Origin of the sequence: Streptomyces sp. NPDC059454 (assembly GCF_042749965.1) — a bacterium.
Taxonomy (GTDB): Bacteria; Actinomycetota; Actinomycetes; order Streptomycetales; family Streptomycetaceae; genus Streptomyces.
This window is the reverse complement of sequence record NZ_JBHYVC010000035.1, coordinates 45637-63960: the sequence shown is the minus strand read 5'-3', so window position 1 is coordinate 63960 and position 18324 is coordinate 45637. Positions and strand designations below refer to the sequence as shown.

Annotated in this window: 11 protein-coding genes and 1 pseudogene; 9 read left to right on the top strand and 3 right to left on the bottom strand. The window is 70.1% G+C overall.

What is annotated here, in order from left to right; genetic code table 11:
- The first annotated feature begins 178 nt into the window (after positions 1 to 178).
- The 4 genes and pseudogenes from ACFXAE_RS23080 to ACFXAE_RS23065 all read left to right on the top strand — a co-directional run.
- Entirely contained in the window at positions 179 to 2971 is a 2793-nt protein-coding gene (locus ACFXAE_RS23080; RefSeq protein WP_384717935.1) for an AAA family ATPase, read from the top strand.
- A 1371-nt stretch (positions 2972 to 4342) separates the two neighbouring features.
- The gene (locus ACFXAE_RS23075) at positions 4343 to 5182 is read left to right on the top strand and encodes an NADPH-dependent oxidoreductase (protein ID WP_384717933.1); all 840 of its coding nucleotides are present in this window, start codon (positions 4343 to 4345) and stop codon (positions 5180 to 5182) included.
- Positions 5183 to 5238: 56 nt separating this feature from the next.
- Positions 5239 to 5820: a TetR/AcrR family transcriptional regulator gene (locus ACFXAE_RS23070; RefSeq protein WP_384717931.1), complete on the top strand. Its 582-nt coding sequence runs from the start codon at positions 5239 to 5241 to the stop codon at positions 5818 to 5820.
- 379 nt (positions 5821 to 6199) lie between these two features.
- Positions 6200 to 6559, top strand: a pseudogene (locus ACFXAE_RS23065) (helix-turn-helix domain-containing protein); the annotation flags it as partial.
- A 433-nt stretch (positions 6560 to 6992) separates the two neighbouring features.
- On the opposite strand, the gene ACFXAE_RS23060 reads toward ACFXAE_RS23065, so the two are convergent.
- Complete coding sequence (locus tag ACFXAE_RS23060; protein WP_384717929.1) at positions 6993 to 8021, bottom strand: LacI family DNA-binding transcriptional regulator; 1029 nt, start codon at positions 8019 to 8021, stop codon at positions 6993 to 6995.
- A 482-nt stretch (positions 8022 to 8503) separates the two neighbouring features.
- Here ACFXAE_RS23060 and ACFXAE_RS23055 point away from each other — a divergent pair, with 482 nt between their 5' ends.
- From ACFXAE_RS23055 to ACFXAE_RS23040, 4 genes are all read left to right on the top strand, one after another.
- Entirely contained in the window at positions 8504 to 9814 is a 1311-nt protein-coding gene (locus ACFXAE_RS23055; protein ID WP_384717927.1) for an extracellular solute-binding protein, read from the top strand.
- The gene (locus ACFXAE_RS23050; protein ID WP_384717925.1) at positions 9811 to 10713 is read left to right on the top strand and encodes a carbohydrate ABC transporter permease; all 903 of its coding nucleotides are present in this window, start codon (positions 9811 to 9813) and stop codon (positions 10711 to 10713) included. The genes ACFXAE_RS23055 and ACFXAE_RS23050 overlap by 4 nt, the downstream gene beginning before the upstream one ends.
- Before the next feature lies 1 nt (position 10714).
- Positions 10715 to 11611 carry a carbohydrate ABC transporter permease gene (locus ACFXAE_RS23045; RefSeq protein WP_384717923.1) on the top strand — a complete coding sequence of 299 codons (897 nt, stop codon included), beginning with the start codon at positions 10715 to 10717 and terminating at the stop codon, positions 11609 to 11611.
- Between the two features lie 133 nt (positions 11612 to 11744).
- On the top strand, positions 11745 to 14123 hold the full coding sequence (locus ACFXAE_RS23040) for a beta-glucosidase (RefSeq protein WP_384717921.1): 2379 nt from the start codon (positions 11745 to 11747) through the stop codon (positions 14121 to 14123).
- Positions 14124 to 14180: 57 nt separating this feature from the next.
- Here ACFXAE_RS23040 and ACFXAE_RS23035 read toward each other — a convergent pair whose 3' ends face one another.
- Together ACFXAE_RS23035 and ACFXAE_RS23030 are read right to left on the bottom strand one after the other, a co-directional pair.
- Positions 14181 to 15368, bottom strand: coding sequence for a fumarylacetoacetate hydrolase family protein (locus ACFXAE_RS23035; RefSeq protein WP_384717919.1), 1188 nt, complete (start codon positions 15366 to 15368; stop codon positions 14181 to 14183).
- 44 nt (positions 15369 to 15412) lie between these two features.
- The gene (locus tag ACFXAE_RS23030) at positions 15413 to 17149 is read right to left on the bottom strand and encodes an IlvD/Edd family dehydratase (protein ID WP_384717917.1); all 1737 of its coding nucleotides are present in this window, start codon (positions 17147 to 17149) and stop codon (positions 15413 to 15415) included.
- A gap of 100 nt (positions 17150 to 17249) precedes the next feature.
- Between ACFXAE_RS23030 and ACFXAE_RS23025 the strand changes: the two genes are divergently transcribed.
- Entirely contained in the window at positions 17250 to 17993 is a 744-nt protein-coding gene (locus ACFXAE_RS23025) for a FadR/GntR family transcriptional regulator (protein WP_384717915.1), read from the top strand.
- The last annotated feature ends 331 nt before the right edge of the window (positions 17994 to 18324 follow it).

Below are 18324 nucleotides of genomic sequence, written 5' to 3'. Positions count from 1 at the left end.
GCCCGCTTGACGATTCTGCGGCTCGACGAACAGTCGGGGTATGCGTCACGTGACTGCATCGGTGCCCCGGACGACGACTGCGCTCTGAGTGCTCTGAGCTGGGTTCGATACCGCTGCCGGGCGCTGCTGCCGTAGCACCACGCTAGTGTCTGGGATATCTCGATTCCTTGGAGCATCCGTGCAAAACGATGGAAGGGCTCGTAGGGCTCGTGGGGACCAGCGCTCGACGCGTAATTCCGGTCCGGCGGTGGTGGGCCGAGAAGCCGAGACCGCAGAGATCATCCGGCGTGTGGGCACTGACCGGTCCCACAGCGACGTTTTGATCGTCACGGGTGACCCCGGTGCCGGAAAAAGCACGCTGCTCGACCTCGCGGCCGATCGCGCACGGGGCGCGGGTGGCCGAGTGCTGCGGGTGGTGGGGAGCGGATCCGAGGCGCACCTCGGATTCGCCGGTCTTCATCAGTTGTTGCGCCCGGTACTCGCTGAAGCGCAGGGACTGCCGTCGCGGCAGCGCTCCGCGCTCCGAGCCGTCCTGGGGCTCGAAGAGTGTGCGGAGACTCCCGACGCGATGCTCGTCGGTCTGGCGGTCCTGACCTTGTTGTCGGACCTGGCGGAAACCGCCCCGCTGCTGGTGGTGGTCGACGACGCCCAGTGGATCGACCGCGCATCACTGGACGTTCTCGCGTTCGTGGCGCGACGCATGGACAGTGAGCCTGTCACGCTGCTGGTCGGAGTCCGCACCGCGGCCGCCCTGCCTGGATTCGACAAGGGATACGAGCGCCTCGAACTCGGCCCGCTGGACGCTGAGGCGGCCAACCTACTGCTGGACCGGCAACCCACGCCGCCCACCGGCCGAGCCCGGGTGCGGATCCTCCAGGAGGCGGCCGGCAACCCGCTGGCCCTGGTGGAACTGACCCACGCCACCGCGATCCGGCACCCCGAGGGCAGTGGCGTGCAGGGCCCGCTGCCGGTCACCGACCGACTGGAGCGGATCTTCGCGGGGCAGACGGCGGACCTGCCGGAACCGACCCGCCGCATCCTGCTGCTGCTCGCGGCCGCCGACGCGGCGGACGCTCCGGCGGCGGCCGTGGGACTTCCCGAGGCGGACGACGAGGCATGGGTACCCGCGGACCGGGCCGGTCTTGTACGCCAGGACGGATCCCGGATCTCCTTCCGTCACCCGCTCATCCGCTCCGCCGTCTACCATGCCGCGTCGTTCGAGGAACGCCGCCGGGCCCACCTCGCTCTCGCGGAGTTGCTGCGCGAGGAGCCCGACCGCCGCGCCTGGCACCTCGCCGCCGCGACCGTACGCCCCGACCAGGACGTGTCGGCCGCACTGCAGCAGACGGCCGACCGGGCCCGGCGCCGGGGTGGCTTCGCGGCCGCGGCCGCGGCCCAGGAGCGCGCCGCGGAACTCAGCCCGCGCCGCGAGGACCGGGCGCGTCTTCTGACCGAAGCCGCCACCACCGCCGTCTTCACCGGTCAACTCGGCTGGGTGGAACAACTGGCCGCCGCAGTCCGCCAGTGCACCGACGACCAGGCACTGCTGGGCAAAGCCGCGCTGGCCACCGGACAGCTCATGTCCCTGGACTCCCATCACACGGCAGCCTTCGCTCTGCTCATGCGTGTTGCCGACGAGGCGACGGACGCCCGGTCGCCCCTCGTTCTCGACGCGCTGGCCGCGGCGGCGGTGGTCTGTTACTACTCGGGGGAGGAGTCCCAACAGCGACAGATCCAAAGCCTGCTCTCCCGCATGCCCGACGATGCCGCCGCAGCGGCGCTGCGCGCCTGGGTCCTGGCCGTCTCCGACCCCAGCAGCGCAGGAGCCTTCCTCACACCGGCCCTGCCCGGGCTCATCGCCAAGGCCAAGGGCGACGCCAGTCGCCTGACCGCGCTGGCCATCGTCGCCTGGCTGCTCGACCAGACCACCCTCGCCGCCAGGACCTTCGGCGAGGCGTTCGACCAGTGGCAGGCCCGTGGATGGCTCCCGGACGGACTGGGATGCGCGGCCGGCTGGACCCGCCTGGAGCAGGGCCGATGGGCCGAGGCCCGCTCGGTGGCGACTGACATCGCGGCCATGGCATCGTCGGCCGGACTCGACCATGCCGAGGCGTGTGCTCACGCACTCGATGCCACGGTGGTCGCTCTGCTGGGCGACCCGGCCACCGCACGCCGGCTCGTCGAACGAGCCCTGGCTCTCGTCGATCCACTGGAGAGTCGCTCCGTCGCGGTCTTCGCGCGTCGGGCCCTGGGGATGGCGGCCGTGGCCGAAGGCGACTACGACACCGCGTACACGCAGTTCCGCTCCGCGTTCACCGATGACGGCGATCCGGTCCACTACCACGTCTCCTACACCCTCCTGGCCGAACTGGCGGCGGCGGCCGTCCGCCGAGGACGACAGGAGCACGCCGCAGAGCTACTGGAACGGTCGGCGCGGCGCCTCGGTACAGGCATGTCGGCACGGGTGAGGACACTGATCGACCGGGGCCGCGCCCTGCTGGCGGAACCCGAGCACGCGGAGCTGTTCTTCCGCGCGGCGCTCAAGGAACCCGCAGGTGAGCAGTGGCCGTTCGAACGGGCGCAGACACAGCTCGACTACGGGGAATGGCTTCGGCGGCAGCGCCGTATCGCCGAGGCCCGTCCACTGCTGAGCGCCGCCCTCGAAACCTTCCAGCGGCTGGGCGCGCGGCCGTGGGGCGAGCGGGCACAGGCAGAACTTCGCGCCGCCGGCATCGAGGCCGGCGACGTCGTACCCACTGCCTTCGCCGAACTCAGCCCCCAGCAGCAGCAGATCGTCCAGCTGGCGGCCCGTGGTCTGACGAATCGTGAGATCGGGGAAAAGCTGTTCCTCTCACCGCGCACGGTCGGTTCTCACCTCTACCGGGTGTTCCCCAAGCTCGGCATCACCGCCCGCTCACAGCTCCGCGACGTGGTCGAAGGCATCCTGTCGGGTACCGGCGTCCAGGGCTGAGTGCAGTTTCCCCGTAATAGTGGACACTCGATGCCTACGCTGCGAGGGCGTGTTCTTGCTCGTGTCGCTGCCGGGTCTCCAGCGGGGTGAGGTAGCCCCGCACTGGATGCCTCCGCAGCCGCTTGCGGTGGTAGAAGGTCTCGATGAAGGTGAGAATCTCAGCGCGGGCCGTGGTCCGGTCGGGCCGGCGGCAGGTGCCGATCTCGGCTTTCAGCAGCGCGAAGGCGCTCCCCTCGGCGAGGCGAGCGCCTGGCCGGGATGCTCCCGGGCCACCGGCAAGTCCGAGGAAGGACAGCACGGTCGATCGGAGTGCGGGTCAGGAGGTCGCGAGAGCATCCCGGCACCCGCATCCTGGCGCGTCCATCGCTGTGCGGGGCAAGAGGACCGGAATATCCGGTACTTCACATTTTCACTGTCCGAGTGCGCATGCAGCCGGGCTGGAGGCCTCTGCGGCCGGTGCCGTCGTCAGTGCGTCGACCACGGGGATGCACGGTGGGGCTGGCCATCAAGTAGCCGACGATCTCGCGGGTCGCCAGGTCCAGTCACGTCGCCAGATACAGCCAGCCCTCGTTGGTGGGGATGTCGGTGATGACACCGACCAGATTCCGCCCCGGGGCGGCGGCCGTGAAGTCACGGCCGATCAGCGAAGCCTTCCTCGTCCCACGCCTCGATGTCCCCGGCAGTCTGCCCCGGGGGAGCGTTGCCTGCCGTCGCCGATGCCTTGCATCACCGCAGGACCGACATGGATCTCGGACAGGTGGACAGCGTCGTCGTCCAGCCATCGGCGCAGCAGAGGACGGGGTGTGCGGATCTCCATCATGGTCCCATCCTGCCGACGCGGCGGCGGGAACATGAATCGCGGTGCCGCACAGCTCGTCACTCGGGACTCGGGCATTCGGCCCGACTCCCAGGAATCGAATACGCCGGCGCAGATACCTGTCGGCCGACCAGCTCCGCCGACGGGTCCGTACCGGCCACGACGATGCCCCTGCGACTCCAGAGCCTGCGGCTTCGACGCCGGAAAGGGAATCAACGGCCGCAAGAGACACATCGCGGTCGCCGCCTCGGGCTCCCGGTGACGGCCACGGTGACACCCTCGGACACCACCAGCCCTGACACCACCCGCGAAATGCTCTGGCAGCTGCGGATCACGCAGCTCCAGATCGTCCGGGCCCGGGCCGACGACTCCGCCGACACCGGCTGCTCACCTACTCGTCCGACGACTCCCCTCCACCTCGACGGAAGCCGTACGCAGCCCTTGGCTCAGGGCCCTGTCCAGCTTCTTGCCGACGGGCCGGGACAGCGGGGAATGAACCCGGCCGGCTGGTGGTTGCCGAAACCGAATCTGATTCGGATAACGGAAGGACAGCCATGACCGACTCGTCGCAGCGGGACGCACTCCTGGAAGCCCGCTACGGGCAGCAAGCGACGCCGAAGAACATCATCTGGAACGAGCAGATCGAAGCGCTGCTCGCGCACCGCTCAGTGCGCGCGTTCACCGACGAGCCGCTGCCCGACGGCGCTCTGGAGACGGTGGTGGCAGCCGCCCAGTCGGCGTCCACGTCGTCGAACCTTCACCAGTGGAGTCTCGTGGCCGTCTCGGACCCGGAGACGAAGGCCGAGCTCGCGAGGCTGACACACGGCGTGGAGTTCACCGGGTTCGAGTTCGTCGCCCAGGCCCCCAGCGTGCTGCTGTGGGTGGCGGACATGTCGCGCAACCACGCGATCAGCGTCGAGCAGGGCGGCAAGCCCGTCGTCACCGACTACGTCGACGCCTTCCTGATGGCGTCGATCGACGCGGCCCTGGCCGCCCAGAACGGTCTCGTCGCGGCAGAGGCGATCGGCCTGGGAGGCGTGTACCTGGGCTCGCTGCGCAACCATGCCAAGGAGCTCGCCGACCTGATCGGACTTCCCTCGTACGCCTATGTCGTGTTCGGCATGGCCATCGGTACCCCGGACCCGCACCGCCCCAGCGCGATGCATCCCCGCCCGGCGCAGGACGTCGTGCTGCACCGCGAGCGCTACCGGACACGGCCGACCGAGGAATGGATCGAGGACTACGAGACCGCGTTCAAGGACTTCCGCGCCGAGTACGGACTGCGTGACAAGACATGGAGCCACTCCGTCGCGGTGAGCACGGGCCTGGATTACATGGACGGGCGTGAGAACCTGCGCCGTACGCTGGAGGAGCGCGGCTACCTGCTGCGCTGAAGGACATTCGACAGGAAGTGGGGGCACCGGGCGTGGCCAGGCCGAAGACGCCGCTGTTGTCCGCTGCACGCATCGCGGACGGTGCGATCGAACTCGCCGACCGCACCGGTGACGTCCAGATGGTTCAGCTGGCCCGGCACCTCGGCGTCGCCCCGTCCTCCCTCTACTCCCATGTCACAGGCCGGGCGAAGGTCATCGACCTCGCCCGGCTGCGGATGCTGGAACAGATGGAACCCCTCGGCCCCGCACACGACTGGCGCGAGGCCGTGGCCAACCTCCTGCGCCGGCTCACCGCCCTGTACGCCAGACACCGACGCATTCTGCCGCTCCTGTCCACCACCCCAATGGCCTGCGACCGTTCCCTCGCGGTTTACGAGCCGATGTTCGCCGCACTGATCGAAGGGGGCTTCCGGCGAGACCAGCTGCGCCTGGTCGTCGCCATGGTCGAGTTCCAGGCGTTCGGTCTCGCCCAGGGACTGCCGGCGCCGGCCATGTCCGACCACATCCGCGAGACCCTTCCCGCCTACACCGCATCAGTGGACCACTCACGCTACGACCTGGCCACCGCGACCGAGTTCTCCGTGGCCATGGTCATCGGCGGGCTGGAAGCGATCCGGACCCACCCCGGTGGGCGGTGACGCACTCCGGCACAAGACCGACGAGCTCCTTGGACGGCCCTCCCCGTAGGCACTGAGGGAAGCCTTTCGGGCTGTCCGACGTCGGTGAGGGCTGCGACGTCTGACGCGGTGCACAAAGCGGCCCGGGTCCCCGGCTTCCGATGTGCGGCGCGGTGGAGCGGGCAGCGGATGCGAGAACGGTGGTGGTGCTGCGATGCGCAGTGAACCTCCTTGAGCCTCCCCCAACTTGAAACCGCAGGTCACAAGGCTGGTGTGACTGGTCCTCGGGTTACTCGTGCTGGTCGCGGGTGGGAGTCCGCAGAGAAGATCATTAGTCAGCGGTTGACTTCGAGGTTCGTCAGGACGAGCAGGGCACGCATGAGACGGGTGGCGCGGGCGGTTCGCGGCGCGCGGTATGAAGGGCCTGCGCGATGTTGAACGGCCGGGACGACCGAGATCGTACGGGCCCCAGGTGCGGGTGGCGATCGTCGCGACCGCTACCAGCACGCCACCGCATCCGGAGGCGACCTGGTCGCATCGTGCCATCGCCCAACGGATGGCCGACACCTGCTTCGCGCCGGTCTCCGCCTCCCGGGCCGGCCGGATTCCGGCAGATCTGGATCTGAAGCCGCACAAGGTCAGCGGCCGGCTCACTCGCCGGGACACCCCGACTTCCGGCAGCGCGCCGCCGCTGTGTGCGTCCTCCACCTCGCGTCGCCCGAGGGCGCGGTGGTCCTGTCCATCGACGAGAAGACCGTGATCGCCGCCCGCTCGCGCCGCCACCCCGGACAACCGGCGCGTCCCGGCGAACCCGCCCGGCACACCAAGACCTGGCCGGCCGCCCACGCTGGCACGTCCGCTGGACCCCGCCGCACGCTTCCTGGCTCGACCATGTCGAACTGTTCTTCTCCGCCCTGACCCGCCGGATTCTGCGGTACGGCGACTTCGCCAGCCGCGATGACCTGATCGACAAGCTGGAGGCATACGCGATAGCGCACGACGAAACCACCGAACCATACCGCTGGACCTACGAAGGAACCCCCCTCAAGGCTGTCTGGCCCTTCAACGAACTTCTGCGGAGCAGCACTGGACGGGGACGGCTTCAGCGTCCTGGCGGAGGACTCCACAGCGGAGCGGTTCCGGCCCGGCAACGGCATGCGGTTGCCGTACCCCCGATGCCCCTTCATCCGTGTTCACCTGTGCGCCGACGTTTCCTCGCGAGGCCGTGCCGTCGAGGCGCGTACCACGAGTTCGGTGGCGAGTTCGATGTGGTGGGACTCGACCTTCTCGCCGTTGGCCAGTCGGAGGGCGGTGCGCAGGGCGGCAGCGCCCATCTCCCGGAGCGGCTGGCGCACGGTGGTCAGGGGCGGTGAGGCCATCTGGGCGAGGCTCGTGTCGTCGAAGCCGACCACGCTCAGGTCTTCGGGAACGCGCAGGCCCCGGGCGCGAGCGGCCTCGATGACGCCGAGGGCGATCTCGTCGTTCCCCGCGAAAACTGCCGTCGGAGGTTCTTCCAGGTCCAGCAGCACCGTGGCGCCGAGCAAACCGGTCTCGTACGTGAATTCTCCGGGCCGGACATAGGCGTCCGGTACCCGCGCTCCTTCGGCCTCCATGGCGGCGCGGTAGCCGTGCATGCGTGCCTGGTTGCAGACGGCCATGGTCGGTCCGCCGAGATAGGCGACGCGGCGGTGGCCCAGGGAGAGCAGGTGCCGGGTCGCGGCCAGACCACCGGCGAAGTTGGTCGCCCCGACGCTGTTGACCCGGCTGTCCGGCAGGTGCAGTGGGTCCAGCACGACCAGCGGCAGCCCGGACCGGGCCAGTTCGTTCAGGTGGGCCGTGGTGTACACGCTGGTGACCGCGATGACGGCGCGGCGCCCGGCCGAGACCAGGTCCCGGGCCCAGTGCGGGGCGCTGGACGCCTTGCTGACCACCACCGAGGCTCCCGATTCGGCGGCGGAGTCGATGATGCCTTCCAGGGTCTCCGCCACGTACGACTTGAGGCCGCCCTTGAACTGCACCTCGATGGTCGGGTTCTCGACGACCTCGGCGTGGCGGAACACGGGCGCGAGGTAGTCGTGTTGATGCAGCAGCTCCTGTACACGGATGCGGGTGTGCGGCGCCACGTCACCGCGACCGTTGACCACCTTGGACACGGTCGCGACGGAGACCCCAGCCGCTTGGGCGATGTCCGCCAACGTGGTGCGCCTGGCGTTCGGTCGCATCGGTTCCTCTCAGCTGTAGGTCCACCGGTGTGGTTACCCGCCGGTCGGCCCGGCCACGCGGACGGAACCGGTCAACCGTACCTGTGAACCGGCCCCACTGCCGCGTCCGTTTCCCACTGCGCGGCGGCGCGCGCCGGTGTCGTCTCGGCCAGGAGGGCATCGACTCGTCCGGAGAGGGCGGCACCGGACCCCGATGGCCCGGTGTGACCTGCACCGACAGTGTGTCAGCCCGCAGCCACTGCGTCACCCTCGTTTTCTACCGACCATTTCGAAACGTTTTCGAGCTCCGACAGGGTCCCTCGGGAGCCGCTCAGGCGCTGATATTGAGCGGGAGTCTTCCGTACGGTAGCGCGGCTGCACGCATCTTGACACGGCGTCAGCTCGAAACCTAGCTTGCAGCAACAGAGCTCGAAGAAGGAATTTTCGAAAACCTTTCACCATGACTCACGAGAAGCTGACGGCTCTCGAGTGCGGAGAAAATCATGGCGCTCTCTCGACGTACCCTCCTCGGCCTGGCGGCCGCCGTGCCGGCCTCCGCGGCGCTGACGGCGTGCGGCGGCTCGTCAGGACCCGGCAAGAGCGGTGGTGCCACGTACTGGTACCTGAACGGACAGCCGCAGGAAGGCGTCAGGGCCGGCGCCGTGGATGCGTTCAACAAGGCCCACCCCGACGAGCAGATCGACGACACGACCTACCAGAACGACGCGTACAAGACGAAGATCAAGACCGCCATCGGCGCCGGGCAGGCGCCCACCATCATCTGGGGCTGGGGCGGCGGGACGCTGCGCACCTACGCGGAAGCGGACCAGGTCGAGGACCTCACCTCGTGGTTCGACGAGCATCCAGACGTCAAGAAGGGGCTGTTCCCGTCCTCGTTCGGAGCGGCGACCGTCGACGGCAAGATCTACGCGATGCCGTGCGAGACCGTGCAGCCGATCATCCTCTACTACAACAGGAAGGTCTTCGACCAGGTCGGTGTGAAACCACCGGAGTCCTGGGACGACATCATGGCGCTGGTGCCCAGGTTCAACGCCAAGGGCATAGCGCCGTTCGCACTCGGCGGCCAGTCCCGGTGGACCAACATGATGTGGCTGGAGTTCCTGTTCGACCGCATAGGCGGTCCCGAGGTCTTCCAGGCCGCCATCGAGGGCGAGAAGAACGCATGGTCCCACCCGGACGCGATCAAGGCGCTGACCGCACTGCAGGACCTGGTCGAGGCCGACGGTTTCGTCAAGGGCTTCTCCTCGATCACCGCGGACTCCAACGCCGACCAGGCGCTGCTGTACACCGGCCGAGCCGCCATGATGCTGCACGGCGCCTGGTCGTACGGCATCCAGCAGACCGACGGCGGGGACTTCGTCTCCAGCGGCTCGCTCGGCTACATGACCTTCCCGCCCGTCGAAGGCGGCAAGGGCGATCAGAGCAACACGGTTGGCAACCCCGCCCAGTACTTGTCCATCTCCTCCAAGGCCGGGGCCGAGCAGAAGAAGATCGCGAAGGAATACTTCGCCACCGGTGTCCTTCAGGACGAGGAGGTGAAGAAGTGGATCGGCAACGGGTCGGTACCGATCCGGCTCGGCACGGAGAAACTGCTGGCCGCCTCCGAGAACGCCGACTTCCTCCAGTTCACCTACGACATCGCCAGCAAGGCCGAGGTGTTCGTCCAGTCCTGGGACCAGGCGCTCAGCCCGACGGCCGCCGAGACGCTGCTGGACAACATCGTCAAGTTGTTCCAACTCTCGGTCTCACCCAAGCAGTTCGCAAGCAACCTGAACGCGGTCACCGGCGTATGAGTGCGCTCACCAGCCGGCCGCGGCATCGCGAGCCGCGCAGCATTCTGCCGTGGCTGGCGGCGCCGGCGCTGGTGGTCTTCGTCGGGTTCGCCGTGGTACCGCTCATCGGCGTCTTCGCGCTGAGCTTCACCACCTGGGACGGCATCGGCGCCATCCGCCTTTCCGGACTGACCAGTTGGCGTGCGGTGCTCACCGACCCCGGACTGCCGCACGCCCTCTGGGTGACGTTCCTGGTGATGGCCGTGTCCTGGGTCGTGCAGACACCGCTGAGCATTCTGCTCGGCACGTTCCTGGCCGGCCGCCAGCGCTACCGCGCGGTGCTGGGCGTGGTGTACTTCGTCCCGCTGATGCTCAGCTCCGCGGCGATCGCGATCGCCTACGAGGCTCTGCTGGACCCCAACTTCGGGCTCGGTGCCGGGCTGAAGATCCAAGCGCTCAGCCAGGACTGGCTGGGCCGGCCGGGGCTCGCGTTCGGAGTCGTCGTCTTCGTCGTCTCCTGGCAGTTCATCCCGTTCCACTCCCTGATCTACCAGGGCGGCGTACAGCAGATTCCGAAATCCCTCTACGAGGCGGCACAGTTGGACGGAGCCGGACGGATCCGGCAGTTCTTCAGCATCACGCTGCCGCAGCTGAAGTACACCATCATCACCTCGTCCACGCTGATGGTCGTCGGGTCGCTGACCTTCTTCGACCTCATCTTCGTCCTGACCGAGGGCGGCCCCGGCGACGCCACCCGGGTTCTCGCACTGGACATGTACAAGCGGGGTTTCCAGGCCAGCCTGATGGGACCGGCCAGCGCCATCGCGGTCATCCTGGTCCTCGTGGGTCTCGCCCTCGCCCTGCTGCTGCGCCGTCTCGGAGGCCGGGACGCCGGCGCGAGCCAACTCGAGGGGGCCTGACGTGGCCACTACGCTGACCAAGACACAACGACCGCAGAAGGCCACCCACCGTGAGGGGCAACGCCCCTCCCGCCCGGCGGCCCGCCGGCGCAACTGGGCCGGAGGGCTGGCCGGATGGCTCTGGCTGGCCGTCGTCGCCGTGCCCCTGTACTGGACCCTCATCACCAGCCTCAAGGAGCGGAGCCGCTACTACGCGAGCAACCCGCTGGTGCCGTCGAGCGAGCCGACACTGGAGAACTACCGGCTGGTCGTCGAGTCCGACTTCCTGCGCTACTTCGTGAACAGTGTCGTGGTGACCGTCGGCGCCGTGGTGCCGGCGGTCGTGTTCTCCTTCATGGCGGCCTACGCGATCGTCCGCGGCTGGCGCATGCGGGTCCTGCGGGCCATGAACGGACTGTTCCTGATGGGCCTGGCCATCCCGCTGCAGGCCACGGTGATCCCGGTCTACCTGATCATCATCAAACTGCACCTGTACGACAGTCTGCCGGCGCTGATCCTGCCGTCGATCGCATTCGCCATCCCGCTGTCGGTGCTGGTGCTCGCCAACTTCATCCGCGACGTGCCCAAGGAGCTGTTCGACTCGATGCGGGTCGACGGCGCCACCGAGTGGACGACGCTGTGGCGGCTGGCGGCACCGCTCACCCGGCCGGCCATCCTCACCGTGAGCATCTTCAACGCACTGACCATCTGGAACGGATTCCTGCTGCCTCTGGTCCTCACCCAGAGCCCGGACCGCCGGACCCTGCCGCTCGCCCTGTGGACCTTCCAGGGGCAGTACGGGGTCAATGTCCCCGCCGTGCTCGCCGCCGTCGTCCTGACCACACTGCCCGTCCTGGTGCTGTACGCCTTCGGCCGCCGCCAGCTGCTGAGCGGTCTGACCGCGGGATTCAGCCGTTGACCCACGCCCACACCGACGCAGACACACACGCAGACGCCGGAGGCGCCACGCGGTCCGCCTCGCCCCAAGTCCCACTCGTTTACCGGTTCGCCCGTCCAGCCCTGGTCCAGGGCCCGACGGGCGTGGGAGGAAAGTGAACGCCGACGTGGCTGTAGAGAACACCTCCGCAATCTCCCTCTGGAACGACCCCACCGCCTCCGTCACCGCGAGAGTCGAGGCGTTGATCGACGCGATGACCCTCGAGGAGAAGACCGCCCAGCTGTACGGCGTGTGGGTCGGCGCGTCCGCCAACGGCGGCGAAGTGGCGCCGCACCAGCACGACATGGAGGAGGCAGTCGACCTCGACGCGCTCCTGCCCACCGGACTGGGCCAGCTCACCCGCCCCTTCGGTACGGTCCCGGTCGACCCCGCCCTGGGGGCTCTTTCCCTGGCTCGGACCCAGGCCCGGATCGCCGCCACGAACCGGTTCGGCATCCCGGCGCTCGCGCACGACGAGTGCCTGGCCGGCTTCGCCGCCTGGGGCGCCACCGCCTACCCCGTCCCGCTCTCCTGGGGCGCCGCCTTCGACCCGGACGTGGTGCGCCGGATGGCCGCCGCCATCGGCCGCGACATGCGGTCCGTCGGCATCCACCAGGGCCTCGCCCCCGTCCTCGACGTGGTCCGCGACGCCCGCTGGGGCCGGGTCGAGGAGACCATCGGCGAGGACCCCTACCTCGTCGGCACCATCGGCACCGCCTACGTCCAGGGCCTGGAGTCCGCCGGGATCGTCGCCACCCTCAAGCACTTCGCCGGCTACTCGGCCTCCCGCGCCGGACGCAACCTCGCCCCCTCCTCCATGGGGCCGCGTGAGCGCGCCGACGTGCTGCTGTCCCCCTTCGAGATGGCGATCCGCGAGGGCGGCGCCCGCTCCGTGATGAACGCCTACACCGACACCGACGGCATGCCTTCTGCGGCCGACGAGGACCTGCTCACCGGTCTGCTGCGCGACACCTGGGGCTTCGACGGCACCGTGGTCGCCGACTACTTCGCCATCGCCTTCCTCAAGACCCTGCACGGCGTCGCCGCCGACTGGGCGGGCGCCGCCGGCACGGCGCTGCGCGCGGGCATCGACGTCGAACTGCCCAATGTCAAGACCTACGGCGCGCCCCTGACCGAGGCCGTCGCCGACGGCCGTATCCCGGAGAAGCTGGTCGACCGCGCCGTGCGCCGGGTGATCACCCAGAAGGTGGCGCTCGGCCTGCTCGACCCGGACTGGGACCCCGTGCCGGCGGCGCTCGACGGGGCGGACCGGGCCGACCCGGAGGCCCTGCGCGGCCGGATCGACCTGGACGGCCCGGAGAACCGCGCCCTGGCCCGCACACTCGCCGAGGAAGCGGTCGTGCTGCTGAGCAACGACGGCACCCTGCCGCTCGCCACGCCGCGCCGCATCGCCCTGATCGGCCCCAACGCCGACGAACCCGTCGCCGTCCTGGGCTGCTACTCCTTCCCCCAGCACATCGGAGTCCGTCACCCCGGCACCCCCCTCGGCATCGAGCTGCCCACCCTGCGCGAGACGCTCGCCACCGAGTTCACCGACGCCGAGATCACCTACGCCCGCGGCACCGGCATCGACGACGGTGACCTCTCCGGCCTCGAGGAGGCCGCGCGGGCGGCGCGCCAGGCCGACGTCGCCCTGGTGGTGCTCGGCGACCGCGCCGGACTCTTCGGGCGGGGCACCAGCGGCGAGGGCTGTGATGTCGAGACGCTGGCTCTGCCCGGCGCGCAGCAGCACCTGCTCGACACCCTGCTCGACCTCGGGACACCCGTGGTCACCGTGCTGCTGGCCGGACGGCCGTACGCCCTGGGCCGCGCCGTGGAGGAGTCCGCGGCGATCGTGCAGTCCTTCTTCCCGGGCCAGGAGGGCACCCATGCGATCGCCGGGGTGCTCAGCGGCCGGGTCAATCCCTCCGGACGTCTCCCGGTCGGCGTGCCGCGCGGGCCGGGCTCCCAGCCGGGCACGTATCTCGGGGCGCGGCTCGCGCACGCCAGCGAGGTGTCCAACATCGACCCGACCCCCGCGTTCGCCTTCGGCCACGGCCTGTCCTACACGCGGTTCGACTGGACCGACCTGACAGTGCGGGCCCAGCAGGCCCCGACGGACGGCGAGTTCGCGCTTTCCTTCACCGTCCGCAACACGGGTGACCGTTCCGGCACAGAGGTCGTCCAGGTCTATCTGCACGACCCGGTCGCCTCCGTCGTCCAGCCGGTGCAGCGCCTCGTCGGCTACACCCGGGTGGCACTGGAGCCGGGGGAGACCCGGCGTCTGAGTGTCACGGTCCCGGCCGATGTCGCCTCCTTCACCGGCCGCGACGGCCGGCGCGTCGTCGAACCGGGTGAGCTGGAGGTGCGGTTGGCCGCCTCCAGCGCGGATCCGCGTCTGACGGCCAGGGTCGTACTGACCGGGGCCGAGCGCCACGTGGACCACACACGGCGCCTGCACGCCACGATCGTGAAGGAGCCGCTCACCACCTGAACCAGGGGTGCGCGGCACACGTCAGGGGCGCCGCGCACCCCGGACCGTCGGGAGGTCTCACAACAGGCCGCGCCGGGCCAGGCTGCGCATCAGCGCCCCCACACCGAACGTCCACGGCGCGGCCTCCTCGCTGGGGACGACGGTGTTGACCAGTGCGCCGAGGCACGGGCTGGAGATCCGTACGACGTCGCCGTACTCGTGGGTGAAGCCCGCGCCGGGCGCCTGCCGGTCCTCGGTCGGGGCGAACAGCGTGCCCGTGAACAGCACGAAACCGTCCGGGTATTGATGGTGCGCGCCGTGCGTGGCGGCCACCAGGTCCAGCACGTCGCGGCTGATCTCGCGCAGCGAACTGCTGCCCCGCAGCACGTAGCCGTCCGCGCCGTCGACCCGCAGCGCGATGTCGAGCCCGCGTACGGCGTCGAGGCCGAAGTCCTCGTCGAGCACGCGGACGAACGGTCCGATCGCGCAGGAGGCGTTGTTGTCCTTCGCGCGGGACAGCAGCAGGGCGCTGCGTCCCTCGATGTCGCGGAGGTTGACGTCGTTGCCGAGCGTCGCGCCGCGTACCCGGCCGCGCGAGTCCACGACGAGGACGGCCTCGGGCTCGGGGTTGTTCCACACGGAGGCACCGAGTACACCGATGTCGGCGCCGGTGCCGACGGCGGACAGCACGGGGGCCTTGGTGAACACCTCCGGGTCCGGCCCGATCCCGACCTCCAGGTACTGCGACCACAGTCCTTCGGCGACGAGCAGTTCCTTGGCCTTGACCGCTTCCGGTGATCCGGGACGGATGCCGTCGAGCCTGCCGCCCACCACTTGCCCGACGCGGGCCCGTACCCTCGCGGCCTGTGCCGGATCGCCGCCCGTGCGCTCCTCGATGACGCGTTCCAGCAGGCTCCGGGCGAAGGTGACGCCCGCCGCCTTGATCACCTGGAGGTCGACGGGGGCGAGCAGATGCGGCACGTCACGGCGGCCGGGCGGTGCCTGCAGCAGGTCGTCCAGGCGCCAGGCGCGTCCGCCGTCGGCCTCCCGGACGACCGTCGCCGCGTCGCCGCGTTCCATGAGGTCGGAGACGGTGGGTGCGAGGGCCGTCAGGTCGACGACGTGCTCGCCGCGGACCGCGGCCACGCACGGTCCGTCCCCTTCCGGGTCGTGGACGCGTGCGACGAGGGCGGCCCGGTCGGCGTCCTGCGGCAGGACGGAGCCGGCGGTGAGGACCGGACGGGGGCGCGCTGCTGCCGATTCCACGATCGATGCTCTCCTGGTTGCGAGGGGCGGTCGCCGGGGCGGGCTCAGTGGGAGTCGCGGGGGACCTCGTGTCCGCGGCTTCCGCGCAGGAACCCGAAGTCGGCGCCCCGGTCGGCCTGTTCGACGTGCTGGGTGTAGAGCCAGGTGTAGCCGCTGGTGTACCGCTCGACGGGCGGTGTCCACTCCTGCCGGCGTCGCGCGAGCTCGGCGTCGTCCACGTCCAGGCGCAGGGTGCGGTTCGGGACGTCGAGGACGACGGGGTCCCCGTCGCGCACCAGGGCGAGCGGTCCGCCGACGGCGGCCTCGGGTGCCACGTGGAGGACCACCGTTCCGTAGCCGGTGCCGCTCATCCGGCCGTCGCACACGCGCACCATGTCCGTGACGCCGGCCTTCAGCAGCCTGGCGGGCAGCGGGACGTTGGAGACCTCGGGCATGCCGGGGTAGCCCTTGGGCCCGGCATTGCGGATGACGATGACGGTGTTCTCGTCGACATCGAGGTCCGGGTCGTCGGCGACCTCGTGGTACGCCTCGGGGGAGTCGAAGACGCGGGCGGGGCCGCGGTGGGTGAGCAGGTGCGGTGACGCGGCGGATTGCTTGATCACGGCGCCGTCGGGGCACAGGTTGCCGCGCAGGACGGCGATGCCGGTGCCGGCCGGCTGGAAGGGGGCGTCGAGAGGGGTGATGACGTCGGAGTCGACGCGTTCGGCGCCGTCGGTGTTCTCGGCGACGGTGCGTCCGGTGACGGTGAGTGGCCCGCCGTGCAGCAGCCCGCCGCCGAGGAGTTCGGCCATGACGGCGGGCAGGCCGCCCGCGTAACAGAAGTCCTCCATCAGATACTTGCCGCTGGGCATCAGGTTGACCAGGGTCGGCACCGCGCGGACCAGGTCGTCGAAGTCCCGCAGGCTCAGCTCGATGCCGACGCGTCCGGCGAGGGCGGTGAGATGGATGACGGCATTCGTGGAGCCGCCGATGGCCGCGTTGACCCGGATGGCGTTCTCGAACGCCTCCCGCGTCAGGATCCGGGAGGGCCGCAGCTCCTCCTCCACCATCCTCACGATGCGCTGCCCCGCCGCCTGCGCGGTCTCCATCCGCCGGGAGTCGACCGCGGGCCACGCCGCCGAGCCCGGCAGCTGCATGCCGAGCGCCTCGGCCATGCAGGCCATCGTCGAGGCGGTCCCCATCGTCATGCAGTGTCCGTTGGAGCGGGCCATGCAGCCTTCCGCGAAGAAGCACTCCTCCTCGGTCATCCGGCCGGTCTTCAGGTCCTCCTCGAACTTCCACACGTGGGTGCCGGATCCCACGTCCTGGCCCCGGTACTTGCCGTTCAGCATCGGCCCGCCGGTGACCATGACGGCGGGCAGGTCGACGCTGGCGGCGCCCATGAGCATGGCGGGGGTCGTCTTGTCGCAGCCGGACAGCAGCACGACACCGTCGAGCGGGTTGGCCCGGATCAGCTCCTCGACCTCCATGGCCATGAGGTTGCGGTACAGCATGGCGGTGGGGCGCATCAGGGTCTCGCCGGTGGCCATGGTGGGGAACTGCAGCGGGAAGCCGCCCGCCTGCCACACTCCCCGCTTGACGGCCTCGGCGACGCGGGTCAGATGGGCGTTGCACGGGGCGAGTTCGGAGGCACTGGTCGCGATGCCGATGACGGGACGCCCGTCGAACACCTCGTGCCCGAACCCCTGGTTGCGCATCCAGGAGCGGTACAGCATCCCGCTGCGGCCCTGTGCTCCGAACCATGCCTGACTGCGGCGGTCCGTCCTCCTACCGTCGGTCATGTGGACACTCCCGTTGGCTCCGGCGTCGTCCGCTGCGTGATGCGGCGCTGTCGGGTGCGGGCCCGCTACCCTGGGGGTCAATCATTAAATGATTCGATGAATGGCGTCCAGGGGGCGAGCGGAGATCGTGGTGGACTTCCCGACCATGCACCAGCGCGTGGTCGACGAGCTCGGGCGGCGCCTCGTGGGCGGCGCGTGGGAGCCGGGGGACGCGCTACCGGTCGAGGACGCACTCGCGGCCGAGATCGGCGTCAGCCGGGGGGTGTTGCGGGAGGCGGTCAAGTCGCTGGTGGCCAAGGGGATGCTGCACGTACGGCCGCGCACCGGTACGCGCGTACTCTCCCCGGAGCACTGGAACCACCTGGACCGCGACGTACTGCGCTGGAAACAGGCCGAGGACGCCGCGACCCTGCTGCGCGACACGGGCGAACTGCGGCGGATCGTCGAGCCCGAGGCGGCCCGGCTCGCCGCCGAACGGGCCGGGCCCGACGACGTGCGCGTCCTGTACGACGCCCTGGCCGCAATGGAGGCCGCGGCGGCGTCACCCGGTCGCGGCGGCTACGTCGAGGCCGACATCGCCTTCCACCGGGCCCTGCTCGACGCCGGCGGCAACCGTCTCCTCGGATCACTGGGCCGCGCCGTCGAGATCGCGCTGGAACACAGCTTCGTCATCAGCACCCAGACCGCGGGCGCGGTGGAAGCCTCGCTGCCGGGTCACCGCGCCGTCGTGCGGGCCGTCGAGGCCCGCGATCCCGCGGCCGCCGCGGCCGCCGTACTGTCCGTCATCGAAGCCGCCGAACAGGAGATCGCCCGGTCACCCGGAATGCCGAGCGACGCCGTGTGACCCGTCACGGCTGCGTCCCCGCAGTGTCACGGGAACCACCGATGCCCACGGGCGCCGCCACGGCCGGGTGAACCGGCACGGGGTCACACGGCGGCCCGGGCGGGCCGACCGGGCAGCACCGCTCTCCTCCCGCGTGTGACAGGCGCCGGGGGCCGGGGCTGTTGCCGTAGGGGACCGCGGAGGCTTGTCCCTCCTCACCCACGTACGGATTCGGGTTGCGGACCGCCGGTGGGGGAGGCAGCGGTGACGGCCGCGGGGCACAGCCCCGCCACAGGTCCTGCAGCCGACCGGCGTACTCCGTCCAGCCGGGGTGGACGGAGTACAGGCTGTT

Excerpts from the sequence above, each read along its gene's own strand:
- ACFXAE_RS23075 (WP_384717933.1), top strand. The coding sequence starts at position 4,343 with ATGACCGACTCGTCGCAGCGGGACGCACTCCTGGAAGCCCGCTACGGG.
- ACFXAE_RS23060 (WP_384717929.1), bottom strand. The coding sequence starts at position 8,021 with ATGCGACCGAACGCCAGGCGCACCACGTTGGCGGACATCGCCCAAGCG.
- ACFXAE_RS23055 (WP_384717927.1), top strand. The coding sequence starts at position 8,504 with ATGGCGCTCTCTCGACGTACCCTCCTCGGCCTGGCGGCCGCCGTGCCG.
- ACFXAE_RS23050 (WP_384717925.1), top strand. The coding sequence starts at position 9,811 with ATGAGTGCGCTCACCAGCCGGCCGCGGCATCGCGAGCCGCGCAGCATT.
- ACFXAE_RS23030 (WP_384717917.1), bottom strand. The coding sequence starts at position 17,149 with ATGACCGACGGTAGGAGGACGGACCGCCGCAGTCAGGCATGGTTCGGA.
- ACFXAE_RS23025 (WP_384717915.1), top strand. The coding sequence starts at position 17,250 with ATGGCGTCCAGGGGGCGAGCGGAGATCGTGGTGGACTTCCCGACCATG.